Annotated in this window: 26 protein-coding genes and 1 tRNA gene; 17 read left to right on the forward strand and 10 right to left on the reverse strand. The window is 59.4% G+C overall.

The genetic code is table 11. The features are described 5' to 3' along the window. Positions 1 to 129 precede the first annotated feature (129 nt). Positions 130 to 1,161: a lysozyme inhibitor LprI family protein gene (locus GCM43_RS09240; protein ID WP_193315578.1), complete on the forward strand. Its 1,032-nt coding sequence runs from the start codon at positions 130 to 132 to the stop codon at positions 1,159 to 1,161. Continuing rightward, on the forward strand, positions 1,161 to 1,664 hold the full coding sequence (locus tag GCM43_RS09245) for a hypothetical protein (RefSeq protein ID WP_152243433.1): 504 nt from the start codon (positions 1,161 to 1,163) through the stop codon (positions 1,662 to 1,664). Before GCM43_RS09240 ends, GCM43_RS09245 begins: the two co-directional genes overlap by 1 nt. Positions 1,665 to 1,676: 12 nt before the next feature. Here the strand turns inward: GCM43_RS09245 and GCM43_RS09250 are convergent, their stop codons facing one another. The 5 genes from GCM43_RS09250 to GCM43_RS09270 form a co-directional block, all read right to left on the reverse strand. Beyond that, complete coding sequence (locus tag GCM43_RS09250; RefSeq protein ID WP_152243435.1) at positions 1,677 to 2,063, reverse strand: hypothetical protein; 387 nt, start codon at positions 2,061 to 2,063, stop codon at positions 1,677 to 1,679. Positions 2,064 to 2,189: 126 nt separating this feature from the next. Beyond that, positions 2,190 to 2,265: transfer RNA gene (locus tag GCM43_RS09255), tRNA-Lys, on the reverse strand. Between the two features lie 89 nt (positions 2,266 to 2,354). Then, a complete protein-coding gene (locus GCM43_RS09260; protein WP_152243437.1) occupies positions 2,355 to 4,136 on the reverse strand; it encodes a GspE/PulE family protein in 1,782 nt (593 codons plus the stop codon). Between the two features lie 48 nt (positions 4,137 to 4,184). Further along, positions 4,185 to 4,973 (reverse strand): spermine/spermidine synthase domain-containing protein, encoded by a 789-nt coding sequence (locus GCM43_RS09265; protein WP_152243439.1) that lies wholly within the window; start codon positions 4,971 to 4,973, stop codon positions 4,185 to 4,187. A gap of 101 nt (positions 4,974 to 5,074) precedes the next feature. Beyond that, complete coding sequence (locus tag GCM43_RS09270) at positions 5,075 to 5,587, reverse strand: glycine zipper 2TM domain-containing protein (RefSeq protein WP_152243441.1); 513 nt, start codon at positions 5,585 to 5,587, stop codon at positions 5,075 to 5,077. 388 nt (positions 5,588 to 5,975) lie between these two features. On the opposite strand from GCM43_RS09270, the gene GCM43_RS09275 reads away from it, so the two are divergent. From GCM43_RS09275 to GCM43_RS09295, 5 genes are all read left to right on the forward strand, one after another. Then, positions 5,976 to 6,374: a barstar family protein gene (locus GCM43_RS09275; protein ID WP_152243669.1), complete on the forward strand. Its 399-nt coding sequence runs from the start codon at positions 5,976 to 5,978 to the stop codon at positions 6,372 to 6,374. A 156-nt stretch (positions 6,375 to 6,530) separates the two neighbouring features. Then, positions 6,531 to 7,139 (forward strand): phosphoribosylglycinamide formyltransferase, encoded by a 609-nt coding sequence (purN, locus tag GCM43_RS09280; protein WP_152243443.1) that lies wholly within the window; start codon positions 6,531 to 6,533, stop codon positions 7,137 to 7,139. Between the two features lie 18 nt (positions 7,140 to 7,157). Continuing rightward, the gene (locus tag GCM43_RS09285; protein WP_152243445.1) at positions 7,158 to 8,474 is read left to right on the forward strand and encodes an RsmB/NOP family class I SAM-dependent RNA methyltransferase; all 1,317 of its coding nucleotides are present in this window, start codon (positions 7,158 to 7,160) and stop codon (positions 8,472 to 8,474) included. 91 nt (positions 8,475 to 8,565) lie between these two features. Further along, a complete protein-coding gene (locus GCM43_RS09290; RefSeq protein ID WP_152243447.1) occupies positions 8,566 to 9,918 on the forward strand; it encodes a mechanosensitive ion channel family protein in 1,353 nt (450 codons plus the stop codon). Positions 9,919 to 10,054: 136 nt separating this feature from the next. Continuing rightward, the gene (locus tag GCM43_RS09295) at positions 10,055 to 11,263 is read left to right on the forward strand and encodes a DesA family fatty acid desaturase (RefSeq protein ID WP_152243449.1); all 1,209 of its coding nucleotides are present in this window, start codon (positions 10,055 to 10,057) and stop codon (positions 11,261 to 11,263) included. Between the two features lie 202 nt (positions 11,264 to 11,465). Here GCM43_RS09295 and rpmG read toward each other — a convergent pair whose 3' ends face one another. The 3 genes from rpmG to radC form a co-directional block, all read right to left on the reverse strand. Further along, entirely contained in the window at positions 11,466 to 11,633 is a 168-nt protein-coding gene (gene rpmG / locus GCM43_RS09300) for a 50S ribosomal protein L33 (protein WP_093384732.1), read from the reverse strand. A 22-nt stretch (positions 11,634 to 11,655) separates the two neighbouring features. Beyond that, positions 11,656 to 11,892, reverse strand: coding sequence for a 50S ribosomal protein L28 (gene rpmB / locus GCM43_RS09305; RefSeq protein WP_026637479.1), 237 nt, complete (start codon positions 11,890 to 11,892; stop codon positions 11,656 to 11,658). 213 nt (positions 11,893 to 12,105) lie between these two features. Continuing rightward, positions 12,106 to 12,780 carry a RadC family protein gene (gene radC / locus GCM43_RS09310; protein WP_152243451.1) on the reverse strand — a complete coding sequence of 225 codons (675 nt, stop codon included), beginning with the start codon at positions 12,778 to 12,780 and terminating at the stop codon, positions 12,106 to 12,108. A 374-nt stretch (positions 12,781 to 13,154) separates the two neighbouring features. On the opposite strand from radC, the gene GCM43_RS09315 reads away from it, so the two are divergent. The 6 genes from GCM43_RS09315 (at position 13,155) to GCM43_RS09340 (ending at position 18,518) form a co-directional block, all read left to right on the forward strand. After that, positions 13,155 to 13,610 carry an FKBP-type peptidyl-prolyl cis-trans isomerase gene (locus GCM43_RS09315; protein ID WP_152243453.1) on the forward strand — a complete coding sequence of 152 codons (456 nt, stop codon included), beginning with the start codon at positions 13,155 to 13,157 and terminating at the stop codon, positions 13,608 to 13,610. Positions 13,611 to 13,632: 22 nt separating this feature from the next. After that, positions 13,633 to 14,586 carry a 4-hydroxy-3-methylbut-2-enyl diphosphate reductase gene (gene ispH, locus GCM43_RS09320; protein ID WP_152243671.1) on the forward strand — a complete coding sequence of 318 codons (954 nt, stop codon included), beginning with the start codon at positions 13,633 to 13,635 and terminating at the stop codon, positions 14,584 to 14,586. A 267-nt stretch (positions 14,587 to 14,853) separates the two neighbouring features. Beyond that, positions 14,854 to 15,783 (forward strand): branched-chain amino acid ABC transporter permease, encoded by a 930-nt coding sequence (locus GCM43_RS09325; protein ID WP_152243455.1) that lies wholly within the window; start codon positions 14,854 to 14,856, stop codon positions 15,781 to 15,783. A 15-nt stretch (positions 15,784 to 15,798) separates the two neighbouring features. Next, positions 15,799 to 17,016, forward strand: a complete 1,218-nt coding sequence (locus tag GCM43_RS09330; RefSeq protein ID WP_152243457.1) for an ABC transporter permease subunit — start codon at positions 15,799 to 15,801, stop codon at positions 17,014 to 17,016. A gap of 9 nt (positions 17,017 to 17,025) precedes the next feature. Continuing rightward, a complete protein-coding gene (locus GCM43_RS09335; RefSeq protein WP_152243459.1) occupies positions 17,026 to 17,799 on the forward strand; it encodes an ABC transporter ATP-binding protein in 774 nt (257 codons plus the stop codon). Then, on the forward strand, positions 17,796 to 18,518 hold the full coding sequence (locus GCM43_RS09340) for an ABC transporter ATP-binding protein (RefSeq protein WP_152243461.1): 723 nt from the start codon (positions 17,796 to 17,798) through the stop codon (positions 18,516 to 18,518). Before GCM43_RS09335 ends, GCM43_RS09340 begins: the two co-directional genes overlap by 4 nt. Positions 18,519 to 18,641: 123 nt before the next feature. Here GCM43_RS09340 and phaP read toward each other — a convergent pair whose 3' ends face one another. Beyond that, positions 18,642 to 19,205 carry a TIGR01841 family phasin gene (gene phaP / locus GCM43_RS09345; RefSeq protein WP_152243463.1) on the reverse strand — a complete coding sequence of 188 codons (564 nt, stop codon included), beginning with the start codon at positions 19,203 to 19,205 and terminating at the stop codon, positions 18,642 to 18,644. A gap of 345 nt (positions 19,206 to 19,550) precedes the next feature. Here phaP and GCM43_RS09350 point away from each other — a divergent pair, with 345 nt between their 5' ends. Continuing rightward, positions 19,551 to 20,456 carry a DMT family transporter gene (locus tag GCM43_RS09350; RefSeq protein ID WP_152243466.1) on the forward strand — a complete coding sequence of 302 codons (906 nt, stop codon included), beginning with the start codon at positions 19,551 to 19,553 and terminating at the stop codon, positions 20,454 to 20,456. Between the two features lie 187 nt (positions 20,457 to 20,643). Then, positions 20,644 to 21,735, forward strand: a complete 1,092-nt coding sequence (locus GCM43_RS09355; protein ID WP_152243468.1) for a serine hydrolase — start codon at positions 20,644 to 20,646, stop codon at positions 21,733 to 21,735. A 15-nt stretch (positions 21,736 to 21,750) separates the two neighbouring features. On the opposite strand, the gene GCM43_RS09360 is transcribed toward GCM43_RS09355, so the two are convergent. Beyond that, positions 21,751 to 22,539 carry an IclR family transcriptional regulator gene (locus GCM43_RS09360; protein ID WP_152243470.1) on the reverse strand — a complete coding sequence of 263 codons (789 nt, stop codon included), beginning with the start codon at positions 22,537 to 22,539 and terminating at the stop codon, positions 21,751 to 21,753. A gap of 160 nt (positions 22,540 to 22,699) precedes the next feature. Between GCM43_RS09360 and GCM43_RS09365 the strand changes: the two genes are divergently transcribed. Together GCM43_RS09365 and GCM43_RS09370 are read left to right on the forward strand one after the other, a co-directional pair. After that, positions 22,700 to 23,092 carry a diacylglycerol kinase gene (locus tag GCM43_RS09365; RefSeq protein WP_152243472.1) on the forward strand — a complete coding sequence of 131 codons (393 nt, stop codon included), beginning with the start codon at positions 22,700 to 22,702 and terminating at the stop codon, positions 23,090 to 23,092. A gap of 123 nt (positions 23,093 to 23,215) precedes the next feature. After that, the gene (locus tag GCM43_RS09370) at positions 23,216 to 24,220 is read left to right on the forward strand and encodes a sulfate ABC transporter substrate-binding protein (RefSeq protein WP_152243474.1); all 1,005 of its coding nucleotides are present in this window, start codon (positions 23,216 to 23,218) and stop codon (positions 24,218 to 24,220) included. Positions 24,221 to 24,248: the final 28 nt, after the last annotated feature.

Consider the following 24,248-nt stretch of genomic DNA (forward strand, 5'->3'; position numbering starts at 1 on the left):
AAAGAGTATTGCGGGCAATATTATTGCCCATCAACTTGCTGGTGCCAAGGCAGGCACTGCCATGCCGGACGGCGCCCTGTAAGACTGATCAGTTAAACTTGTGTTTTGCTTATGCTGACGCACCGCTTTATGAAAAAATCCTTACTGAAAGTTGCCGCGCTGGCGGCCAGCCTGGTGGCAGGCCAGGCACTGGCTGCCGCCCCCGCCATCTATCCCAATACCAGCGCCATGGGCGTGGGCCATGCGGAAAGCACGGCCTGGTACGCGGCCTGCATGAAAGTGGCCAAAGTGGCGCCGCCGCCAGCCGACCTGCCGTCGCCCAAGGCCGTAGCCGGCCTGTCGCAGTGCAAGGCATCGGACCTGTATTACGACACCAAAGCCATGCCGGCGCCATCCCTGGAGGACTGGCGTAAGGTGCGACACTGCGCCGTGGCGCAGGACGACAGCGCCGTGCTGATGATGCTGTATCAGAATGGCAGCGGGGTGCAGAAAAATCCGGCGCTGGCGTTCAAATACGCATGCAGCATGGATGCGGCGCCAGCCGAGATGAGCGGACGCGTTGAACACCTGCAAAAACTGCAGGCTGGCGGCAATATCGACCAGTGCGATGATATTACCAGCGGCTACATGATGGGCGTGTGCTCGGCCATCGAAGCGCGCCAGAAGCAGCACGTGCGCAGCCAGGCCAGCGGCAAGACTGCCGAAGCGTGGCCTGTAGCGGTGCAGGCGTCGTACAAGAAGCTCGAAGCGGCGACAAATAATTTCGCCGAGGCCCGCGCCGGCAAGGAAACTGATCTCAGCGGTACGGCGCGCGCGGCCATGAGCATTGCTGCGCGCACGGCGGAACTGGACCTGCTGGCGCAGGACATCAAGCAGTACGAAGCGGGCAAGCTGCCGCCTGCAGCCACGCCGGCGCAGGCCCAGGCGCAGGACAAGCAGCTGAACCTGATCTACGGCAAGCTGATGAAGCAGCCCAAGCCCGATTACGCGGGCGCAGTCGAGAAGGATGGCATCCGCGATACCCAGCGTTTGTGGCTCAAATATCGCGACGCGTGGGTGGCCTTTGGCGCGGCGCGCTATCCATCGGTCTCCGCCGATGCCTGGACCGCCATGCTGACGGCGCGGCGCAATGCGCAATTGAACGCCTTGCTGGAGAACTGATGCCCGAAGCTTATTTCCACGAAGACGATTACTGCCAGATCGAACTGCTGCCGGTCGATAATTTGCAGCATTGCCTGCAGCAAATGGGTGAGCAGCAGGTCTTTGCCGACACGCATGCCAGCGGCGCCGGCTGGACCGACATGTATGTGCGCAGCGCACCGCCGTCGCCCTTGAGCGCGCTGGGCATCACGGCCGCGCAATTGCAGCAGGCGCTCGGCGCAGTGCTGCCGCCGTACGATGCGGTATTTACCGGCTACGGCAGCTATCGGGTTGCGTGCGAGAACGTGCTGGCGTTTGGCGGCGAGGATACTGAAACGCTGTTTGCCGCTATCAATGACGATGGCGTGGTGGTGGAGATGTGGTGCAGCGACGGCATGGCGGCGTTACAGCTGCTGCCGCAACGCGAGCAGTTGCTGCTGGCCGACTGGAATGCGGGTCTGGCGTGTCCGCTGGCAGAGCGCGCGCTGTTTGCGCGTTATTTGCAGGAGTACGAGCTGGACTAAGTGCGCTTGACCTTACTCGCAGGCAATCGCCTGGGGCGGTTCTGCCTTGATGACCGATGCCAGGCGCGCCATGTCGTTGCCGTCGCCCTGTTCGACATACGGCCGGTAGGTATCGACCGTAATCGTGGCGCGCGCCTGCCAGCCGCAGTGCTTGGCCTTGGGTGCAGGCACGTGCAGCAAACCGCGCGCCTGCTCATCGTTGGAAAAGCAGAACCATGCGTCATGCCCGCTTGCCGGGCGCGGCAGGCGAGTCCATTGCGCCTTGTCCGGTGCGAAGCAGACCTGCGGGCCGATAACGTCGAGGCTCATCTCGTCCGTGCGCAAGCTGTACTGGCCGTCCAGCGTTATAGTGGCCGGTGCCTGGCTGTAGAGCTGGGCGCTGCCGAGCAGCACAATCATGGCAAGGTTCATAAGGCTTTTGATGCGGATAAGTGAAGGCGCATGGTAGCACCGGGCGCCATCGCAGCGCCTGGTTAACGAAAAAAGCCCGTCCGTGAGGATGGGCTTTTTTGTGCTGCGCATTCGTGGTAGGCCGTGCGGGATTCGAACCTGCGACCAACGGATTAAAAGTCCGCTGCTCTACCAGCTGAGCTAACGACCCGAAAGAGGCCGCATTATATATGACTTTGGAAAGAATGCAAACCCTGTCTGTCAGCCGTGTTTTGGCATTGGTTGCTGCATGCCGCCGCGTCAATGCAGCGCCGCCGTCATCCGCAGCACTTCGTCGATGGTGCTGGCGCCCTCGGCAACCTTGTTTGCACCGGCCAGGCGCAGCGGCGTCATGCCGTCGGCGATGCTCTGGCGGTGCAGTGCCTGCAATGGGGCGCTAGAGCGTATCAGCTCGCGAAAAGCGTCGGTGACGCACAGCAGTTCAACGATGCCGGCGCGGCCGCGATAGCCGCTGTGGCGGCAAGCGGGGCAACCGACCGCCGTCCACAGCGCCGGTGGGCAGGGCAATTGTCCGCCGGTCAGGGCGTGCCACTGGCGCGGGTCGGGCGCTACGCCTTGCTGTTTGCAATCGGCGCACAGGCAGCGCAGCAATCGCTGCGCCAGCACGCCGATCAGGCTCGCCTCGAGCAAATAGCCGGGCACGCCCAGCTCCAAGAGGCGCATCACGGCCGACGGCGCGTCATTGGTATGCAGCGTCGACAGCACCAGGTGGCCGGTCAGGGCGGCCTGGACGGCCATGTCGGCGGTGGCCAGGTCGCGGATTTCACCGACCATGATAATGTCCGGGTCCTGGCGCAGCAGCGCACGTATGCCGTCGGCAAAAGTCAGTTCCAGCCCGGCCTGGCTTTGCACCTGCATCTGGTTGAAGGCTGGCTCGACCATTTCGATCGGGTCTTCCACCGTGCAGACATTGACTGTGCTGCCAGCGAGCGCCTTCAGCGTGCTGTACAGGGTGGTGGTCTTGCCCGAGCCGGTCGGCCCGGTAACGAGCACGATGCCGTGCGTGTGCGCGGTCAGCTGGCGCCAGCGTTCGGCCTCCAGGGGCGGAAAGCCCAGTTCGGCCAGGCTCTTGACGGCCACTTCGGGATCGAAAATGCGCATCACCAGTTTTTCGCCAAACGCTGTCGGCAGCGTGGACAGGCGCAGCTCGATTTCCTGGCCCTGTGCATTGCGTGTCTTGATGCGTCCGTCCTGCGGGCGGCGCTTTTCGATGACGTCCATGCGGCCGAGCAGCTTGATGCGGGCCGTCATGGCCAGCATGACTACCGGCGGCACCTGGTAGGCCTGGTGCAGCAGGCCGTCGATGCGCAGGCGCACCAGGGCGCAATCGCGCTTCGGCTCCAGGTGGATATCGGAGGCGCGCTGGGAAAACGCATACTGCCACAGCCAGTCGACGATGCGCACCACATGCTGGTCGTTGGCGTCGAGGCTGCTTTTCTGGCGGCCCAGTTCCACCAGTTGCTCGAAGTTATGGCGCAGCGACAAGTCCTGCGCCGTCGACTGGCGCGCCACCCTGACCGAGCCGGCCAGGCTGAAGAACTGGGTAATATAATCGGCAATATGCTGCGGGTTGGCGATCACCAGGCAGAGCTTGCGCGGCGCCAGCGGACCCATGCCGGCCTGCCAGCCCAGCGCATAGGGCTGGGCGGTGGCAATCACGATGCGTTCAAACGTGCTTTCCACCGGCAGGATATTGAAGCGCGCCGCATAGCTGGCCGTCATCACGTCGGCCACCTGGCTGAAGTCGATGGACAGCGGATCGATGCGCAAATAGGGCAGCTGGGCGCGGGCGGCCAGCCAGGCGCACAGGCTGTCGAGGTCGAGCGGCGCATGCGGCGCCAGGTTCGAGCGCAGCTGGCAGGCGGCAATCGCGCAGAGCGGATGGACTGCCTGGCTCTGCTGCAAGATGAGCTGCGCGCGGGTGCGGATGGCAGCCGCGTCCTGCTGCGACAGCCAGCCATCGGCCAGCAGCCAGGAAATCAGTTCCTGCAGATCGAGCGGAGCAGCATCGGAAACAGGCATGGCCGGCGCCTTTCATGGCCGCCGGCAGCAGGGAAGGGGAGGCGGCGGTTACAGTGTGCTCTGGATGCCCTTGAGCCAGGACTTGGCCGGCAACTTGGTGTCGGTCACGATTTCTTTGGCGCGGTCGAGCAGGACAGCTTGCGCTTCGGCATCGAGCGCGACCTTCTTTTTAAAGGCGATCGCCACCACGTTCCCATCATGGACTTCAGGCAGGCAGATTACCTGTTCAAACGCAAACTTCATGGCCTTGAGGTTTTTGGCATAGCTCGGATGGTCGCCGAACAGGTTGACGGTCATGATGCCGTGCGGCGCCAGGCAGGCGCAGCAGGCCGTATAGAATTCGGCGCTGTCGAGTACCGGACCGCGCGCGGTGGCGTCGTACAGGTCGACCTGCAGCGCATCGAGCGTACCGTGGTTGGCTTGGTTGTTGACGTAGTCGAGCGCGTCCATTTCCTGCACCTGCAGGCGCTCGTCGTTGGGCGGCAGCTTGAACATCGAGGCGCAGATGGTGATCACGGCCGGATTCAGCTCGATGGCCTCGACCTGTGCCTGCGGAAACTGGCGGTAGCAGAACTTGGTCAGCGCGGCCGTGCCCAGGCCCAGCTGCGCCACGCGTTGCGGCTGTTTGATCCACAGCATCCAGGCCATCATCTGCTGCGCATATTCCAGTTCAGGCCAGTCCGGCTTGCGGATGCGCATGGCGCCCTGTACCCATTCAGTACCGAAATGCAGATAGCGCACGCCATCCATTTCAGACAGGGTCACGGGAGCGTAACGGGGTTTGCGCGCCGGGCGCGACGATTCGACTTGTTCGATGGATTTACGTTTGATCAGCATGGCACGGCCTGGAAAGAGTGCCGCATTATAGCTTGCCCAACCAGGCAAGACGCCATAAAAAAGCCAGCCCGAAGGCTGGCATGGTCTGATTGCGCGGCAGCTTATTGCTGTGCCGGCTCGATGGAAACGCGCAAACGGATGCGTTCGCCCGGATCGTAGGACATGAGGCTCGTGTAATTGCGGCCGCGGTAATCATACGTGACCTGGTAGCCATTGTTGCGCGACTCCCAGTGATCGACCTGGCGGCATTGCTTGACGGCCTGTTCCTGCACGCCGCCCTGGTAATTGTTCTGGTTGTCGACGCGGTCGCCGACCACGGCACCGGCAATCGCGCCAGCTGCGGCGGCGGCCGTGCGACCGTTACCGCCACCGACCTGGCTGCCCAGCAGGGCGCCGGCGATGCCGCCGACAATCGAGCCGCCGGCGCTGCGCTGCTGTGGCGGCGCCTGAACCTGTACATATTCCGTGCGGCATTCCTGGCGTGGGCGATTGATCTGCTCCACCTGAGGTACTACGCGCACGACCTTGCCGAAGTCCTCAAAGTCGGTAGCTTGCGCCATTGGCAGCGCGCCGAGACACAGGGCAGACATGATCAGTTTGGTTTGCAGGTTCATTTTATCGCCTCGTTGATGTTGACTTTGCGGGTATTGCTTTAATGTGAGTCCAGTGTAATGCGCTTGTCGCCAGCGAAGCAAAATGCGTGGCAACAAAATGTAACAGCCAGCGGCCTTTACCCCTCAGCCTGTAACATGCGCTTGCATTCGATACAAGATGATGTAATGGCTGGAAGATCATCGTTTGTAACAAATCTTGCGTTCGATATCATATTCGGGTTGATTCGTGCAGGACAACAAGTTACCCTAATACGCGTATGGCTTATAAAATCGTAATCGCATCACAATGCAGATCGAGCCTCTGCGTGCGCATTGACCCGCGTGCGAGGATGTAATAAGAATGCTGGTCAGAACAGATCCATACATAACCGGTCGATTTGAGGGAAAAATGAGTTTGTTAATAACCGTGCCGCCCAACCTTGTCCAGTCCATTCGCGCCTTTCGCGTGACCGAGTTACAAGAAGAGGCGAGTCGCCTCGGGCAGCATTTCTTATACGCCCACTGCAACGCCGGTCTCACCAAACAGCAAGTCATCGGTATTATCGCAGAAGCATTTCAGTTTCCTAAAAGCCTGGCCAAGAATTTCGATGCGCTGCGCGTTTGCCTGACGGACACCATGTTCAAGGCCGGTACGCAAACCGGTTTCCTGGTGGTGCTTGAGCAATTGCCCAATACCCAGAAATTTGACAAGGAAGCGCGCGAGACCCTGCTCGACGTGTTTCGCGACGCTGCCGACTACTGGGCCGAGAAAAAAGTGCCTTTCCGCGTCTTCTATTCGTTTGAGTAAATGCTTGCTATGCCTGTTATGGCCTGAAATCATGGCTTGAAGGCTGCTGGAAGTGCGGCGCGCCGGCCAACTACCTGCTGCCGGTCGTATGTTGCGACGCAACAATCCTGCCTGCCTTTCTTGGTACCACCTGTTATAGCGGGTACAATGCGCGCTATGAAAAATATCGTTATTCTCATTTCCGGACGCGGCAGCAATATGGAAGCGGTCGTGCGCGCCGCGCAAGCCGAACAATGGCCTGCCCGTATTGCCGCTGTCATCAGCAACCGTGCCGACGCCCAGGGGCTGGTATTTGCTGCCGAACAGGGAATAGCGACCGCCGTGGTGGCCAACAAGGACTATGCCAGCCGCGAGGCGTTCGACGCCGCGCTGCAGGAAGTGATCGACGGTTTTGCCCCCGACCTGGTGGTGCTGGCCGGCTTCATGCGCATCCTGACGGCGCCGTTCGTCGAGCATTACGCCGGACGCATGCTCAATATCCATCCGTCGCTGCTGCCGCTGTTCCCGGGCATGGCAACCCACCGCCAGGCACTTGAAGCGGGCGTCAGCGAACATGGCGCCACCGTGCATTTCGTTACTGCCGAACTCGACCATGGCCCGGCCGTGGCAAGTGCGGTGGTGCCGGTCCTGCCGGGCGATACGGAAGACAGCTTATCGGCGCGCGTGCTGGTACAGGAACATCTGCTTTACCCGCGCGCCATCCGCCTGTTTATCGACGATAAACTGTTGATCGAGCATGGCCAGGTCCGCGTGGACCCTCAATAATTTACAGGAAGAACAACAATGAGATTGCCTCCAGCGATACTTGCCAATGCTGAAGAAGTATTGCGCGAAATTTTACGATTCACGGCCCCGGCCGATACCACCTTGTCGCGCTATTTCCGCGACCATCCGCGCCTCGGTGCGCGCGAACGCGGTGCTGTTGCCGAAGGCATTTATGCCGTGCTGCGCAACAAATCGTTCTTTACCGACTTTGCCGAAGCGGGCAACGGCCCGACCATGCGCCGCCTGACCATTCTGGGTCTGGCCGAAGCGATGGGCGCCGACTCGCTGGGCGGCCTGACGGAAGAAGAAACCGAATGGCTTGAACGCATCAAGCAGATCGACCGCAGCCTGATGCCGGCCGCCATGCGCGCCAACGTGCCGAAATGGCTGTTCGACAAGCTGATCGCGCAGTTTGGCGAAGAAGAAACCATGCTGCTGTGTAACGCCCTCAATTCGCCGGCACCGCTCGATCTGCGTGTCAATTCGCTCAAGTCCACGCGTGAAGACGTGATGCTGGCGCTGGCCGAAGCACCGATCCTGAGCACGCCGACACCGTTTGCCCCGCTGGGCCTGCGCGTGGTGAAAAAGCCGTCGCTGCAAAACTTGCCGCTGTTCCAGAGCGGCGCCATCGAAGTGCAGGATGAAGGCAGCCAGATCCTGTCGCAGATCGTCGGCGCCAAGCGCGGCGAGATGGTGGTGGACTTCTGCGCCGGCGCCGGCGGCAAGACGCTGGCACTGGGCGCGCTGATGCGCAATACCGGCCGCCTGTACGCGTTTGATGTATCGGAAAAACGCCTGGCCAAGCTCAAGCCGCGCATGGCCCGTAGCGGCCTGTCGAACGTGCATCCGGTGCAGATCGCGCATGAGCGCGACGCCAAGATCAAGCGTCTGGCCGGCAAGATCGACCGCGTGCTGGTCGATGCACCGTGCAGCGGCCTGGGTACCCTGCGCCGCAATCCGGACGTGAAATGGCGCCAACAGCCTACCGCGATTGCCGAATTGCAGGCCAAGCAGGCCGGCATCCTGGCTGGCGCGGCGCGTCTGGTCAAGGGCGGCGGCCGCCTGGTGTATGCGACCTGCAGTTTCCTCAATGAAGAAAACGATGTGATCGCCGAGCAGTTCCTGGCTGCGCATCCTGACTTCGTGCTGGTGCCGATGAACAAGGTGCTGGCCGAGCAGAAGATCGAACTGGAAATGGGCGACTATCTGAAACTGCTGCCGCACCAGCACCAGACCGATGGTTTCTTTGCTGCCGTCTTCGAGCGCAAGCCGATGCCAAAAAAAGTGTTTGCCGAAGCCAAGCCGGCCGAAGCTGCTGAAGATAGCGCCGAGTAAGTTGTTCCCAGCGGCCGCTTGAAGCGGCCGTTTGTCTTGCCAGCCAGCCCGTTCGCGGCTGGCTTTGTTTTTACTACCCCTCCCGACCGCCATGAATGAAACGCCGCTGCTCAATCTGATTACCGACTTTGTCGACGACTTCCGTCAGCCGGCCATTCTGTGGCAGGCATTGGTGATCGTGTCTTGCCTGGTGCTGAGCTGGCTGATGGTGCGCCAGCTGCGCAGCGTACTCAAGCAGCGGGCCGATACGACGACGCCGCCGGTCAGCGCCGTAGTGCGCGCTCGCACCGAAAGCTTTATCCGCATCCTGACGCCGGTGCTGACGGCTTTGCTGCTGGGCGTGTCGCAGCATTTCCTGGCCAAGTGGCAAAGCGTCAACCTGATCAGTATTGCCATTCCGCTGTGTACTTCGATGGCGCTGGTGCGCTTCGGCTTTTATGTGTTGCGCCGCATCTTTGCGCGGCACGGCGAAGTCAGTCCGACCATGCATATGCTGGAAAAGGTGTTTACCATCGTGGTCTGGCTCGGCATGGCCTTGTATATCACGGGCTTGTGGCCGGAGCTGCATGAATTCCTGGAAAGCGTGATCGTGCCGCTGGGGCGCAACAAGGTGTCGCTGGCAACCATTTTGCAGGCGGCCATTTCGGTGGCCGTGCTGATGGTGCTGGCCATGTGGGCCGGCACGGCGCTCGATGACCGCCTGATGAAAATGCAGGGCCTGCATTCATCCTTGCGGGTGGTGATGTCGCGCATGGGCCGCGCCGTGCTGGTGCTGGTGTCGGTGCTGGTCAGCCTGTCGTTGGTGGGCATCGACCTGACCGTGCTGTCCGTCTTTGGCGGCGCCTTTGGCGTGGCACTGGGTTTTGGCCTGCAGAAAATTGCCGCCAACTTTGTCTCCGGCTTCATTATCCTGCTCGACCGCAGCCTGACCATCGGCGACATGATTACGGTTGGCGCCTTCAGCGGCAAGGTCACGCAGATCAATACGCGTTATACCGTGCTGTTGGGCGGCGATGGCGTGGAATCGATCGTGCCCAACGAGATGCTGATCTCCGGCGGCGTGCAGAACATGTCGTTGTCGAATCGCATGGTGTGGTTGTCGACGACCGTATCGGTAGGCTATGAAACCGATATCGACTTTATCTTCCCGCTGCTGGAGCAGGCGGCGGCCAGCGTGCCGCGTGTGGTACAGAGCAAGCCGCCGTCGGCCACGCTGGTGCGCTTTGGCGCCGATGGTCTGGACCTGCAGATAGGTTTCTGGATTGCCGACCCGGAAAATGGCACGGGCGGGGTGAAATCGAATGTGAACCGGGCCATTTGGCGTACATTGCAGGAACATAAAGTCACTGTGCCGTTCCCGCAGCGCGAATTGCGGATCGTCGGCGCGGCGTCGCCGGCTTTAGCAGCCGTCGCAGACAGTGATCAAGCTGCCAACCCCGCCTGATTCGGGCCTTCGCGCCACTTCTTCACCTTTGCGGCCCCTGCCTTTTAGGGGGTACAATGACGTTTGAATTATTCAAATCCCCGCCTTCAGCCGCGCTGGAGCAATTGTGAGCCTGGCTCGCTTATCTGGAGTATTAATGACCTTGAGTTCCGTTTTACACGACGTTCTGCAGTTTATGGATACGGGTTTGATGAATTTGTCGGGTTGGCAAATTTTCCTCTACACCATGATCGTCACGCATATCACGATTGCCAGTGTCACGATCTACCTGCATCGTCACCAGGCGCACCGTGCGCTGGAGTTACACGCCATTCCCAGTCATTTCTTCCGTTTCTGGCTGTGGCTGACCACGGGTCAGGTGACCAAGGAGTGGGCCGCGATTCACCGCAAGCATCACGCCAAGTGCGATACCGAAGAAGATCCGCACAGCCCGGTCACGCGCGGCATCAAGAAAGTGTTCTGGGAAGGCGCTGAACTGTATCGCGCCGAATCGAAAAACCTGGAAACCATGGCCAAATACGGCCATGGTACGCCAACCGACTGGATCGAACGTCATCTGTACACCAAATACAGCTGGTTGGGCGTGGTGATCCTGTTGTTCGTGAACTTTGCCCTGTTTGGCGTGCTCGGCATTTCGGTCTGGGCTGTCCAGATGGTGTGGATACCGCTGACTGCGGCCGGCATCATCAACGGTATCGGTCACTATTGGGGCTACCGCAACTATGACTGCGCTGACGCAGCCACCAACATCATCCCTTTCGGTATCCTGATCGGCGGCGAAGAGCTCCATAACAACCATCATACGTATGCAACGTCGGCCAAGCTGTCGTCGAAATGGTATGAGTTCGATATTGGCTGGGGCTATATCCGCACTTTGGAAATCCTGCGCCTGGCCAAGGTGAAAAAACTGGCGCCCGAACCGAAGTTCTTGGATGGCAAGCTGGAAGCCGATTTCGAGACGCTGCAGTCAGTGATTGCCAACCGCTATGATGTGATGGCCAAATATGCCAAGTCAATCAAGCTGGCCTGGAAGGAAGAGCTGGAACACCTGAAGCACAAGGCCGAACTGGAAAAGCCGTTCCTCAAATCGTCGCGCAAGCTCCTGCAGCGCGAACCGGCCAAGCTGGCCGAGGTCCATCACGAACAGTTGTCGGAATTGTTCCAACACAGCAAGGCACTCGAAACCATGCACCATATGCGCGTGGAACTGGGCGCCATCTGGGAGCGTTCGCACTTTACACGCGAGCAACTGCTGCACAAGCTGCAAGACTGGTGCAACCGCGCCGAAGGGTCGGGTATCAAGTCGCTGCAGGAGTTTTCGCTGCGCTTGCGCAGTTACGCGTAAGCGCGCTCAGACGAGCTCGTCAACATGGCATGTAGGTCGGATTAGCCTGGCATAGCCAGGCGTAATCCGACAATGCGCAGCCGATCTTGTCGGATTACGCCGCTGCGCGGCTAATCCGACCTACTAGCGGCATTGCCGCTTGGTTTGACCAAAAAAAAAACCGCTCATCGAGCGGTTTTTTTTAAAGCAAACACAATCTCAATTACTTGATCTTGGTTTCTTTGTACGTTACGTGCTTGCGTGCTTTAGGATCAAATTTCATGATCTCCATTTTTGCAGGCGTCGTACGCTTGTTTTTGGTAGTCGTGTAAAAGTGACCCGTACCAGCAGTCGACTCCAACTTGATTTTGTCGCGGCCTGTTTTTGCCATGATAGCTCCCTTGTTCTGCTAATTAGACTTTTTCGCCACGAGCGCGCATATCGGTCAATACGGCGTCGATGCCGACTTTGTCGATGACGCGCAGACCGGCGTTGGACAAACGCAGGGAGACCCAGCGGTTTTCAGATTCAACAAAAATACGACGATTTTGCAGGTTAGGCAAAAAACGACGTTTGGTTTTGTTGTTTGCATGGGAAACATTGTTGCCGACCATCGGCTTCTTCCCAGTGACTTGGCAAACACGTGCCATGGCGCACTCCTTAAAGACATTCCACAATTGGAAAAACGAGAGTATATCTAAAAAAATCAGGTTTATCAATGACTTGCGAAAAACAATTGTTTCTTGTTGTATTTAAAAAATTTAACAATTTCGGATATCAAGTGCAAAAACATGATTTTCAGAGTCGGTGAAGTTGCGCTATGTCCTTGTTTACAATGGGTTAACTTTGGAACGAGGGGAGCCTTAAAGCTGGCCATGTTCGGCAAAAGAGTGCACCCGATGGCCTGCCACCACAAAATGATCGAGCACGCGGATATCGACCAGCGACAGCGCCTGCGCCAGTGCGCGCGTCAGCAGCAGGTCCGAGTCGCTCGGTTCGGGCGAGCCGGAAGGGTGGTTATGGGCCAGCATGATGCTGGCGGCATTGTGTTGCAGCGCCTGCTTGACCACTTCGCGCGGATAAACGCTGGTATGCGTCAAGGTGCCGCGAAACATTTCTTCGCTGCAGATCAGACGGTTTTTGACATCCAGAAACAAGACATGAAAGGCTTCATGCGTCAGGTGCGCCAGACACAGGCGCAGATAGTCCTTGACGGCCTGCGGCGAATTGAGCACCTGGCCCGTCTGCAATTCCTCCACCATGGCGCGCCGCGCCAGCTCCAGCACCGCTTGCAACTGCGCAAACTTGGCGCTGCCCATGCCATGTACGGCAGAGAAACTATCGAGGTTGGCGCCAAACAAGCCCTTGAGCGAGCCAAAATGTTCCACGGTCTCGCGCGCCAGTTGCACCGCGCTCTTGCCGCGCACGCCGGTGCGCAGGAAAACGGCCAGCAGTTCAGCGTCCGACAGCGACTGCGCGCCGTCTTCGATCAGCCGTTCGCGCGGGCGCTCCCGTTCGGGCCAGTCCTTGATCGCCATGCCATCTCCTCCATGACGTTTGTCATCTCTATGCTCTTCATATCGCCAAGGCCCGGGCAGCGGTACGGTTTTGCGCAAACAGTGGCGAGAAAAGCACAGCAAATTGACAAAAGTGATCTGAGGATTCGTTTGAAAGCGCCTATGAGGCCAATGGCAAGATCAATGTTACCGCCCAGATGGGCTTTTCCAGCGAGACGCGCGAGGATGTGCTGGCCTTGCTGGACAGCTTGCCCAATGTAGCCGAGACCGTCGCCGCCAATTAAGGCGCATGGCAGGCACTGCGCGCTCTTGCCGCTTCTTTGACAGGGCGATGGGGCGCGCAAGCTCAGGGTGGCTTACAATATCGCTTTGTATCGGCCACCTGAAAAATCATTATGTCTAACGCGCAACCAGCAGTCGTCACCGAAGCGGCTTACCTTACTTTGCACTATCGCCTTGCCAAGCTTGACGGCACCGATATCGTGACCACCTTCAATGGCAATCCTGCCACCTTGATGCTGGGGCAGGGGCAGCTGGCGCCGTTCCTCGAGCAGCGTCTGCTGGGCTTGCCCGAAGGCACGCACACGACTTTCGAGCTGGCTGCCGGCGAAGGCTTTGGCGAGCGCCACCCGGATATGGTGCAATCGGTATCGCGTGCCACGCTCGATGAAAACTCGGTGCCTGGCGCCGACTACAAGGTTGGCGACCTGGTCGACTTTGCCGCCCCGGGCGGCGGGCGCTTTGCCGGTGTGTTGCGCGAAATGCGCGACGATTCCGCCCTGTTCGACTTCAACCATCCGCTGGCAGGCCAGCCGTTGCGCTTTGAAGTCAAACTGATCTCGGTGTTGTAAGGAGTAGCGCATGGATAACAATATGGACAAGGAACTGTTGCTGGCCCAGCCGCGCGGCTTTTGCGCCGGCGTCGACCGCGCCATCGAGATCGTCGAGCGCGCCTTGCAGCAGTTTGGCGCGCCCATCTATGTGCGCCATGAAATCGTGCACAACGCTTATGTGGTGGCCGACCTGCGCAACAAGGGCGCGATCTTTATCGACGAGCTCGACGATGTACCTGCTGGCAATACGCTGGTGTTCTCTGCCCATGGCGTATCGAAGGCGGTGCGCGCCGAAGCCGAAGCGCGCGGCCTGAGCATCTATGACGCCACCTGTCCGCTGGTGACCAAGGTGCATATGGAAGTGGCCAAGATGCGCCGCGAAGGGCTCGAGATCATCATGATTGGCCACGACGGCCATCCTGAAGTGGAAGGCACGATGGGCCAGGCCGAGCAGGGCATGCATCTGGTGGAAACGCTCGATGATGTGGCTGCACTGCAGGTCGTCAATCCCGATGGGCTGGCCTATGTTTCACAGACTACGTTGTCGGTTGACGACACGCGCGACATTATCGCCGCACTGAAGCAGAAATACCCGAATATTTCGGAGCCGAAAAAGGGCGATATCTGCTACGCCACCACCAACCGCCAGGAAGCCGTCAAATTCATGGCGCCACAGGTGGAACTGGTGATCGTGGTGGGCAGCCCGAACAGCTCGAACTCCAATCGCCTGCGCGAAGTGGCCGAGAAGATGGGGACGCCGGCCTATATGGTCGACAATGCCACTCAGATCGACCCGGCATGGCTGGAAGGCAAGCTGCGCGTGGGTGTGACCGCCGGCGCTTCGGCGCCTGAAGTGCTGGTGCAGGCCGTGATCGACCGTCTAAAAGAGTGCGGCGTGAAAAGCGTGCGCCCGCTCGACGGCGTGCAGGAAGCGGTGACTTTCCCCATGCCCAAGGGCCTGGACGGCATACGCCGCACAGTGGCCGAGGCTTAACGGGTAAAACTGAATTTAATTAAGTAAATATCGATATATTCCAAGTTTAGTTTTTGCAAAAGATCGTTATGATTGTCCAGAGCTTGAATATGTTGTCGTTATGACTCAGCGCGGTCACGCCCATTTTGGTGCGTGCACCGCTTTGGTGAAAATGATCGAAGGATGGCACTGCAGGAAACTATTTCCTCCGGTGCCGTTTTTGTATCGGCAGCATGGACCAGCAGATGGTGTTCCCGATAATACACAGATCAAGAGGGCAATCTGACGATGGATATATTCCTCCAGCAAATCATTAACGGGCTGGTGCTGGGCAGCATGTATGCGCTGGTCGCGCTCGGCTACACCATGGTCTATGGGGTGTTGAACCTGATTAACTTTGCCCATGGCGATGTGCTGATGGTGGGCGCCATGGTCGGGTTGAGCATCCTGAAGCTGCTGGGAATCTATGTGCCGGACTGGCCCGGCTATCTGAAACTGGCCACCGCCATCCTGGGGGCGATTCCCATTTGCGTGCTGGTCAATATCACCATCGAGCGCGTCGCTTACCGTCGGCTGCGCAATGCGCCGCGCCTGGCGCCTTTGATTACCGCCATCGGCGTATCGATCCTGTTGCAAACCTTTGCCATGATGATCTGGACCCGCAATCCGCTGCCGTTCCCGCAATTGCTGTCAACCGAGCCGATCAATATCGGCGGCGCTGTCATTTCACAGACGCAAATACTGCTGCTGGCGCTGGCCGCACTGGCCATGGGCGCGCTGGTGTTGCTGGTGGAAAAAACACGGATGGGCCGCGCCATGCGCGCCACGGCCGAAAACCCGCGCGTGGCCGGCCTGATGGGGGTCGACTCGGACAAGGTCATCGTGGCCACGTTTGCCATCGGCGCTGCATTGGCGGCCGTGGCCGGCGTGATGTGGGGCGCCAACTATGCGTCGATCCAGTTTTCCATGGGCGCCATTCCCGGCCTGAAAGCGTTTTGCGCGGCCGTGCTGGGCGGCATCGGCAATATCTATGGCGCCATGATCGGCGGCATCCTGCTGGGCGTGATCGAAAGCCTGGGCGCCGGCTATATCGGCGATATCACGGGCGGTTTCCTGGGCAGCCATTACCAGGACATCTTTGCCTTCGTGGTATTGATTATCGTTTTGACACTGCGTCCGTCCGGCATCATGGGCGAACGCGTGGCCGACCGCGCCTGATCCGGAGAACACACCATGCCATTGCTTGATTTTAACGCCAAAAAGAACCCGGCCAAGGCGTATGCCGGCATGCTGGGACTCGCTGCGCTGCTGCTGATCTTTCCATTTTTTGCGGCTCAGTTCGGTAATTCCTGGGTACGCATTATCGATATGGCGCTGCTGTACATCATGCTGGCGCTGGGCCTCAATATCGTGGTGGGCTTTGCCGGCCTGCTCGACCTGGGCTATATCGCTTTCTATGCGGTGGGCGCCTACCTGACGGCGCTGCTGGCCTCGCCACAGTTTGCGATGCTGCTCGAATCGGTGGTCAACCAGTATCCGCTGCTGGGTGAATCGCTGGTACAACTGATGGGGCCGGAAATCCGCGAGAACGGCATTCATCTGTCGCTGTGGGCCATCGTGCCGCTGGCCGCCTGCATGGCCGGTCTGTGCGGCGCACTGCTGGGTGCGCCGACGCTCAAGCTGCGCGGCGATTACCTGGCCATCGTCACGCTGGGCTTTGGCGAGATCATCCGCATCTTCATGAACAACCTGAACGACCCGATCAACTTTACCAACGGGCCGCAGGGCATCAATCTGATCGATCCGATCCGCATCTTCGGCGTCTCGCTGGCCGGCGAACCGGGCTCCAACAGCACCGTGATGCTGGGCGGCTTTGCCATGCCGTCGGTGAACGCCTATTATTTCCTGTTCCTCTTCCTGTGCGTCGTCACGGTGTTCGTCACCAGCCGCCTGCAGCATTCGCGCCTGGGCCGCGCCTGGGTGGCCATCCGCGAGGACGAGATCGCGGCCAAGGCGATGGGCATCAATACACGCAATGTCAAGCTGCTGGCCTTTTCCATGGGCGCGTCGTTTGGCGGCGTGGCCGGCGCCATGTTTGCCTCCTTCCAGGGCTTTGTGTCGCCCGAATCGTTCTCGCTGACCGAGTCGATTGCCGTGCTGGCGATGGTGGTGCTGGGCGGCATCGGCCATATTCCTGGCGTGATCCTTGGCGGCGTGATCCTCGCCTCGATTCCCGAACTGCTGCGCCATGTGGTCGAGCCGGCCCAGCAGGCGCTGTTCGGTCGCGTGGTGATCGAGGCCGAAGTGCTGCGCCAGCTGCTGTATGGCCTGGCGATGGTGCTGATCATGCTCAACCGCCCGGCCGGCCTGTGGCCGTCGCCGAAAAGCGAAGACCGTCCTGACCACGATGTGGACCAGCCCAACAAGTCCACCGGCGTGATGTCGGCGTAAGGAGTCAGCATGAGCGAACAGATCATCTTGCATATTGCCGGCGTCAACAAGCGCTTTGGCGGCTTGCAGGCCCTGACCGATGTCGGTATCACGATCCGGCAAGGCCAGATCGTCGGCCTGATCGGGCCCAACGGCGCTGGCAAGACCACTTTTTTCAATGTCATCACGGGCTTGTACCAGCCCGACACCGGCACCTTCGAACTGGCCGGCAAGCCGTATTCGCCGTCGGCACCGCACAAGGTGGCCAAGGCCGGCATTGCCCGCACGTTCCAGAATATCCGCCTGTTTGGCGACATGACGGCGCTGGAAAACGTGATGGTGGGGCGCCACGTGCGTTCGCACCAGGGCGTGTTTGGCGCCATCTTTCGCCACAAGGCGGCGCGCGAGGAGGAAGCGTCGATACGCCGGCGCGCGATGGAGTTGCTGGACTTTGTCGGCATCGCCCGGTTTGCCGACCGCACGGCGCGCTTCCTGTCGTATGGCGACCAGCGCCGCCTGGAAATTGCGCGCGCGCTGGCCACCGATCCGCAGCTGCTGGCGCTGGACGAACCGGCGGCCGGCATGAACGCTACCGAAAAGCTGGCACTGCGCGAACTGCTGGTGAAAATCAAGGCTGAAGGCAAGACCGTGCTGCTGATCGAGCATGACGTCAAGCTGATGATGGGCCTGTGCGACCGCATTACGGTGCTGGAATACGGCAAGCGCATCGCCGAAGGCCTGCCGGCCGAGATCCAGCGCAATCCGGCCGTGATTGAAGCTTACCTGGGAGGAGCGCACGCATGAGCAAGGCAGTATTGAAGGTGGCGGGCCTCAGCGTTGCATATGGCGGCATCAAGGCCGTCAAAGGCATCGACCTGGAGGTGCGCGAAGGCGAACTGATCGCGCTGATCGGCGCCAACGGCGCAGGCAAGACCACCACCCTGAAAGCAATTACCGGTACGCTGCCGCAATGCAAGGTCGAGGGCAGCATCCACTATCTGGACGAGACGCTCAAGGGCAGCAAGTCGTTTCACCTGGTTGAAAAGAAGCTGGCGATGGTGCCGGAGGGGCGCGGCGTGTTTACCCGCATGTCGATCCGGGAAAACCTGATGATGGGCGCCTATACGCGTACCGACAAGGCCGCTATCGAGGATGATATCGCGCATTGGTTCGATGTCTTTCCGCGCCTGAAGGAGCGTGCGGCGCAGATGGCCGGCACGCTGTCGGGCGGCGAGCAGCAGATGCTGGCCATGGCGCGCGCGCTGATGAGTCACCCGCGCCTGCTGCTGCTGGACGAACCGTCGATGGGCCTGTCGCCGATTATGGTGGAAAAGATTTTCGAGGTGATCCGCACCGTGTCGGCGCAAGGCATCACGATTTTGCTGGTGGAACAGAATGCGCGCCTGGCGCTGCAGGCGGCCGACCGCGGCTATGTGATGGACAGCGGCCTCATTACCATGAGCGGCAATGCGGCCGACATGCTTGACGATGCCCGGGTCAGGGCGGCCTACCTGGGCGAATAAGCCAGGCTGGCGCCCATAAAAAATGCCCCGCTTGAGCGGGGCATAATGGCATCCACGAGGGAGAACCGGGATGGATGCCTGGAGGAGCTGGTCGGGACCGCCGGCGGCGGTCCGTAATAGCAATTACTGAGCAGCGCGTGGCGCGACTTTTTCAGCAGCTTGCGTGAACTGGTTCACGGCCGAAGCAAAGTTCGCTTCCAGCGTTTCAACGGCTTGCTTGCTGCTTTTGGCAAATTGCTCGTAGCCGGCGTTGGCGTTGCCGATCGCGGTCTTGAAGATGGCAACAGCGTTTTCCGAACCGGCTGGCGCGTTCTTGCTCACTTCTTCCACCAGCGAAATGACTTTGCGGTTGGTTTCAGCGATCTGCGCTTCGGCGGCCTTGCTGAATTCAGCCTGGGTGCCCGACGTGATGGCAGCGAAGTGACGGCCGTAGGCGATGGCTTTTTCAGCGCCTGGCTGAGCCTGGGCAGCCGTCAGCGAGAAAAATTCCTGTGGATCCTTGGCCGACAGCAGTTGCTTGGCGGTAGCAGTCGATTCTTCCAGCGTTGCTTTGGCAGCCGTCAGGTTCAGTTCGACGATTTTTTCAACGCCTTCGAAGGCCTTGCCGGTCAGCGACGAAAACAGGGCAAACTGGGCTTCCAGGTTGGCTTTGGTGGCGGACGAAAACTGCTCAGGGATTGAAAACATATGAATCTCCAAAATATTGAAATCTGGTTAATTTGATGCTGCGTTTACCGATAGGGGGAAGCAGGGAATTTCTAACTTTTCAAGCTGAACAAGGATTTGTGCAACGCAACAAACCTCATTTTACGGTGAAAAAATCTGAAGTCAAGCGAATCTTGTGCGATGCAACAATTGAATAGATTTGAGTCAAAAGTCTTTGTTTCTAAAGGGAAATACTTAATTACTGAAGAGAAATATTTCTATTCAGAATAATGGTATCGAGGCTGTCCTGACGCCACTTCTGGTGCCATGTTAAACTTGCAACTTCGGCGTGCCTGCCTGTCGTCTGCCATTTCTCCGAGTTCATTCATGTCCAATGTTTCCACCAGTAGCAAGTCCGGCTTGCTTGCCACAATGGCGCCGATGGCCCTGCCAGCTTTTTTCGTGCTGCTCTGGAGCACCGGCTTTATCGTGGCCAAGTTCGGCCTGCCCTATGCGCCGCCGCTGACCTTTCTGCTGCTGCGTTTCCTGGGCGTGCTGGTGATCCTGTTGCCGCTGGTGCTGCTGTTGCGCGCACCGTGGCCGGTCGGGCAGTTGCGCCAGATCGCCGTGGCCGGCATTCTGATGCAGGCCGGCTACCTGGCCGGCGTCTGGTGCGCCATCAAGCTGGGCATGCCGGCCGGCCTGTCGGCGCTGATCGTCGGCATGCAGCCGGTGCTGACGGCCTGCGCGGCGCCGCTGATCGGCGAATCGGTGCGTCCGCGCCAGTGGCTGGGCCTGTTTTTTGGCCTGCTCGGGGTGGCGATGGTGGTGTATGCCAAGATCAACCTGGTGGGCTTGAGCGTGACCAGCGTGCTGCTGTGCGTGTTTGCCTTGCTGTCGATGACGGCCGGCACCATGTTCCAGAAACGCCATTGTCCGCAGTTTGACCTGCGCACCGGCACGGTGGTGCAATTTTCCGCCTCCATCGTGGTGGTGCTGCCGTTTGCCTGGTATTTTGAGGGCCTGGACTGGCAGTTAAGCCAGGTGCAGTGGACCGGCAACTTTATCGGCGCCTTGCTGTGGTCGGTGCTGGTGCTGTCGATCGGCGCCATCTTCCTGCTGTTTGCGCTGATACGGCGCAGCGACGCCACCAAGGTCACGGGACTGTTGTACCTGACGCCGCCCACCACTGCCGTGATGGCGTGGATCATGTTTGGCGAAGCGTTCAACCTGCTCGGCGTGGCCGGCATGCTGGTGGCCGTGCTGGGCGTGCTGTTCGTGGTAAGAAAGTAGGATTGTCTACGCGCATGCGCAAAGAAGTGTGATGGCAGGACAACTGAAGTTGGACAAGTGTCAATGCTTTGTGTTCCCTTAGCGCACTAAAAGCTGCCCAGACTGTTAAATGGCTTGCGATTACTCTGCATTTCGCTACACTACGATAATGCAACAGCTGTGCATCAGCTACACGGGGAAATATTGAATGGCTAAGTTTACACTGGCGCTCGGCGTCCTGGCTTCCCTGCTGTTTGCGCTGGCACCGGCTCCGGCCGTGCAAGCCAAAGAAGCAGGCAGCAAATCCTCGACTGCCAAAAAGCAAACGACCAAAAAACAGACACCCAAAAAAGCCAGGGTTGTGGTGCGCAAAGCGCGCCCGACGGCGACAGCGCGTGAACAGACCGTGCGCCGCGTGGTGACCGTGCGTGGCAAGCGCAAGGTGATTTACCAGAAAGTGGCCAGCGCCGCCGTGCCGATGGCCGCGCCGATGCCCACCATGGGCGACCTGGCCGGCCTGAACCTGACGCGCGATCCGCTCGACCTGAAGTCCAGCGTGGCGCTGGTGCTCGACCAGAGCAATGCGGAAGTGCTGTTCGAGAAAAATTCCAACGTGGCCCTGCCGATCGCCTCGATTACCAAGATGATGACCGGCCTGGTGGTCGTCGAAGCCGGACAGGACATGGATGAGCTGCTGACGATCACCGACGACGATGTCGACCGTGCCAAGTTCAGCAGTTCGCGCCTGAAGGTGGGCGCGCAACTGACACGCGCCAATATGCTGCATATTGCGCTGATGAGCTCGGAAAACCGCGCCGCCTCGGCGCTGGGCCGCAACTATCCGGGCGGCCTGCCGGCCTTTGTCAATGCAATGAACCGCAAGGCGCGCCAGCTAGGTATGAAGGACACCCATTATGTCGACTCCAACGGGCTGTCAAAAATGAACGTGGCCAGTGCGCACGATTTGGCCAAGCTGGCCATGGCCGCTTTCCAGCAGCCGCTGCTGCGCCAGTATTCGACCGACGCCAAGGCCATCGTCGAGGCCAGCGGTCATCCGATGCAGTTTGGCACCACCAATCACCTGGTGGCCAATCCGGGCTGGGAGATCGGCCTGCAAAAAACCGGTTTTATCAATGAAGCCGGGCGCTGCCTGCTGATGCAGGCGGTGATCGAAGGCCGCTCGGTGATCATGGTGTTTCTCGATTCCAAGGGCAAGCAGTCGCGCACGGCCGACGCCGGGCGCATGCGCAAATGGCTCGAAGCGCTCAAGCCTGCCAATATGAGCCTGCCTGGCGGCTGAGTCAGTTGGGCTGAGTCAGTTGATACTGTCGAGTGGAATAAAGCCCAGCGTGACGGAAATCTGCCGGGCCGTGTCCACCAGGTCTTTCAGCCAGTCGTCCTGCAGGCGGTCGGCTGGCGCCGAGATCGACAGGCCGGCAATGAGCTTGCCCGAGTCGTCATGGATGCCGGCCGCAATGCAGCGCACGCCCAGTTCCAGTTCTTCATTGTCGCGCGCATAGCCGGTGCTGCGCACCTGGCCCAGTTCGCGCTCCAGCTTGGCCAGATCGGTAATTGAATTCTTGTTGTGGCCGGCCAGGCCGGTGCGCGTGGCATAGGCACGGATGGCCTTGGGCTCGTCGATGGACAGGAACAGCTTGCCGGTGGAAGTCAGATGCAGCGGGGCGCGGCCACCGATGGCGCGCACCACCTGCATGCCCGAGCGCTCGGAATAGGCGCGGTCGATATACACGATTTCATCGCCCTGGCGTACCGACAGGTTGACGGTCTGCTGGGTGCGTTTGTGCAACTGGCGCATAAAGTCGAGCGCTGCTTCGCGCACGCTCAAACGGCTTTTGACAACATTGCCCAGTTCCAGCAGGCGCATGCCGAGGCGATAGGTGCCAGGCTCGATGCGGTCCACGAAACGCGTCAGCACCAGGTCGTTAAGGATGCGGTGCGCCGTCGACGGATGCAGTCCTGAAACTTTTGACAGTTCCTTCAGGCTGACCGGATCGGAATATTTTGCCAGCGCGTCTAGCAGGGCCGTCATGCGCTCGATTACCTGTATCGTCGTCTTGGGGCCGGTGACAGGTTCAATTTTCATGATGGATATGGTGCAATGCAGTATTCATGCTGTACTTTATACCATGATGTGAAAAAATAGTGAATGTTTGCCGGGCACGGTTGAAAAATATTGTCACAATTCCTACGCCTGGCGGCATAATGGCCGCTCCCTGCGCACTGCGCTGTTCGCTATCATTCCCATGCAAGCTACGCCCCCTGAAAGTGAGTTCAAGAGCAAGAGCGGTCTCAAGCGCATCTACTCGGCTTTTTTCTATTCGATCGACGGCCTGAAATCGGCCTGGCAGCATGAGCATGCGTTTCGCCAGGAGCTTGGCCTGTTCGTGGTCGGCACGATTATCGCGCTGCTGCTGCGTATCTCGGCCTTTGAAAAGCTGGTGCTGATCGGCGTGCTGGTGCTGGTGCTGATCGTCGAGCTGATCAATTCCGCGCTCGAAGCAGTGGTCGACCGCATTTCGCTCGAGCGCCATCCGCTGTCGAAAAACGCCAAGGATTTCGGCAGCGCCGCCGTGCTGCTGACCTGTCTGCTGGCAGCAGCGACCTGGGTCGTGGTGCTGTTCAACCGGTTTTACTGAGCGCGTCTGTTGCAGTGTGCATATGCGAAAATTGCATATCAAACGGTGAAACGCTTCGTTCTCTTAATGAGCGACTGGCCGTAACCTGATGGTTCTGAAAGCTTAACCATACGGGGAACTTGGATGTTGTCGAAAAAACTCATTATTGCCGCCGCCATCAGCGCCTTCGCAGTCCTGCAAACGGCGCAAGCTGCCGATATCACGCTGCTCAATGTGTCCTACGATCCGACGCGCGAGCTGTATCAGGATGTCAATACGGCCTTTGCCAAGGAGTGGAAAGGCAAGACCGGCGACAACGTCAAGATCAAGCAATCGCATGGCGGCTCGGGCAAGCAGGCGCGCGCCGTGATCGACGGCCTGGAAGCGGACGTGGTGACGCTGGCGCTGGCCTATGACATCGACGCCCTGGCCGAGCACAAGCTGCTGGCGCCGGACTGGCAGAAAAAGCTCACGCACAACAGTTCGCCCTATACTTCGACCATTGTGTTCCTGGTACGCAAGGGCAACCCGAAAGGCATCAAGGACTGGAACGACCTGATCAAGCCAGGCGTATCCGTCATTACCCCGAATCCGAAAACCTCGGGCGGCGCCCGCTGGAATCATCTGGCAGCCTGGGGCTATGCCCTGCGCCAGCCGGGCGGCAACGAAGCCAAGGCCAAGGAATTCCTGTCCAAACTGTATAAAAACGTGCCGGTGCTCGATTCCGGCGCGCGTGGCGCCACCACCACCTTTGTCGAACGCGGCATCGGCGACGTGCTGATCGCCTGGGAAAACGAAGCCTATCTGGCCGTCAAGGAGCTGGGCCCGACCAAGTTCGACATCATCACGCCGTCGGTCAGTATCCTGACCGAGCCGCCGGTGGCCGTGGTCGACAAGTTTGCCGACAAGCATGGCACGCGCAAGGTGGCTGAAGCCTATCTGAACTATCTTTATACCGATGAAGGACAGGACATTATCGGCAAGAACTACTACCGTCCGACCAGCGAAAAGGCCGCCAAGAAATACGCCAACCAGTTTGCCAAGGTCAATCTGTTTACCATCGACCAGGTGGCAGGTGGCTGGACTGCTGCGCAAAAGGCGCACTTTGCCGACGGCGGCATTTTTGACAGCATTTATCAACCAAAATAAGCAGCCAAAATAAACCAGACTGATCCAG

Source organism: Janthinobacterium aquaticum (assembly GCF_009208565.1).
In the GTDB taxonomy this organism is placed as follows: Bacteria; Pseudomonadota; Gammaproteobacteria; order Burkholderiales; family Burkholderiaceae_D; genus Janthinobacterium.

Bases quoted from the DNA above. Each gene is read 5' to 3' on its own strand.
- GCM43_RS09240 (WP_193315578.1), top strand. From the start codon at position 130: ATGAAAAAATCCTTACTGAAAGTTGCCGCGCTGGCGGCCAGCCTGGTG.
- GCM43_RS09245 (WP_152243433.1), top strand. From the start codon at position 1,161: ATGCCCGAAGCTTATTTCCACGAAGACGATTACTGCCAGATCGAACTG.
- GCM43_RS09250 (WP_152243435.1), bottom strand. From the start codon at position 2,063: ATGATTGTGCTGCTCGGCAGCGCCCAGCTCTACAGCCAGGCACCGGCC.
- GCM43_RS09260 (WP_152243437.1), bottom strand. From the start codon at position 4,136: ATGCCTGTTTCCGATGCTGCTCCGCTCGATCTGCAGGAACTGATTTCC.
- GCM43_RS09265 (WP_152243439.1), bottom strand. From the start codon at position 4,973: ATGCTGATCAAACGTAAATCCATCGAACAAGTCGAATCGTCGCGCCCG.
- GCM43_RS09270 (WP_152243441.1), bottom strand. From the start codon at position 5,587: ATGAACCTGCAAACCAAACTGATCATGTCTGCCCTGTGTCTCGGCGCG.
- GCM43_RS09275 (WP_152243669.1), top strand. From the start codon at position 5,976: ATGAGTTTGTTAATAACCGTGCCGCCCAACCTTGTCCAGTCCATTCGC.
- purN (WP_152243443.1), top strand. From the start codon at position 6,531: ATGAAAAATATCGTTATTCTCATTTCCGGACGCGGCAGCAATATGGAA.
- GCM43_RS09285 (WP_152243445.1), top strand. From the start codon at position 7,158: ATGAGATTGCCTCCAGCGATACTTGCCAATGCTGAAGAAGTATTGCGC.
- GCM43_RS09290 (WP_152243447.1), top strand. From the start codon at position 8,566: ATGAATGAAACGCCGCTGCTCAATCTGATTACCGACTTTGTCGACGAC.
- GCM43_RS09295 (WP_152243449.1), top strand. From the start codon at position 10,055: ATGACCTTGAGTTCCGTTTTACACGACGTTCTGCAGTTTATGGATACG.
- rpmG (WP_093384732.1), bottom strand. From the start codon at position 11,633: ATGGCAAAAACAGGCCGCGACAAAATCAAGTTGGAGTCGACTGCTGGT.
- rpmB (WP_026637479.1), bottom strand. From the start codon at position 11,892: ATGGCACGTGTTTGCCAAGTCACTGGGAAGAAGCCGATGGTCGGCAAC.
- radC (WP_152243451.1), bottom strand. From the start codon at position 12,780: ATGGCGATCAAGGACTGGCCCGAACGGGAGCGCCCGCGCGAACGGCTG.
- GCM43_RS09315 (WP_152243453.1), top strand. From the start codon at position 13,155: ATGTCTAACGCGCAACCAGCAGTCGTCACCGAAGCGGCTTACCTTACT.
- ispH (WP_152243671.1), top strand. From the start codon at position 13,633: ATGGACAAGGAACTGTTGCTGGCCCAGCCGCGCGGCTTTTGCGCCGGC.
- GCM43_RS09325 (WP_152243455.1), top strand. From the start codon at position 14,854: ATGGATATATTCCTCCAGCAAATCATTAACGGGCTGGTGCTGGGCAGC.
- GCM43_RS09330 (WP_152243457.1), top strand. From the start codon at position 15,799: ATGCCATTGCTTGATTTTAACGCCAAAAAGAACCCGGCCAAGGCGTAT.
- GCM43_RS09335 (WP_152243459.1), top strand. From the start codon at position 17,026: ATGAGCGAACAGATCATCTTGCATATTGCCGGCGTCAACAAGCGCTTT.
- GCM43_RS09340 (WP_152243461.1), top strand. From the start codon at position 17,796: ATGAGCAAGGCAGTATTGAAGGTGGCGGGCCTCAGCGTTGCATATGGC.
- phaP (WP_152243463.1), bottom strand. From the start codon at position 19,205: ATGTTTTCAATCCCTGAGCAGTTTTCGTCCGCCACCAAAGCCAACCTG.
- GCM43_RS09350 (WP_152243466.1), top strand. From the start codon at position 19,551: ATGTCCAATGTTTCCACCAGTAGCAAGTCCGGCTTGCTTGCCACAATG.
- GCM43_RS09355 (WP_152243468.1), top strand. From the start codon at position 20,644: ATGGCTAAGTTTACACTGGCGCTCGGCGTCCTGGCTTCCCTGCTGTTT.
- GCM43_RS09360 (WP_152243470.1), bottom strand. From the start codon at position 22,539: ATGAAAATTGAACCTGTCACCGGCCCCAAGACGACGATACAGGTAATC.
- GCM43_RS09365 (WP_152243472.1), top strand. From the start codon at position 22,700: ATGCAAGCTACGCCCCCTGAAAGTGAGTTCAAGAGCAAGAGCGGTCTC.
- GCM43_RS09370 (WP_152243474.1), top strand. From the start codon at position 23,216: ATGTTGTCGAAAAAACTCATTATTGCCGCCGCCATCAGCGCCTTCGCA.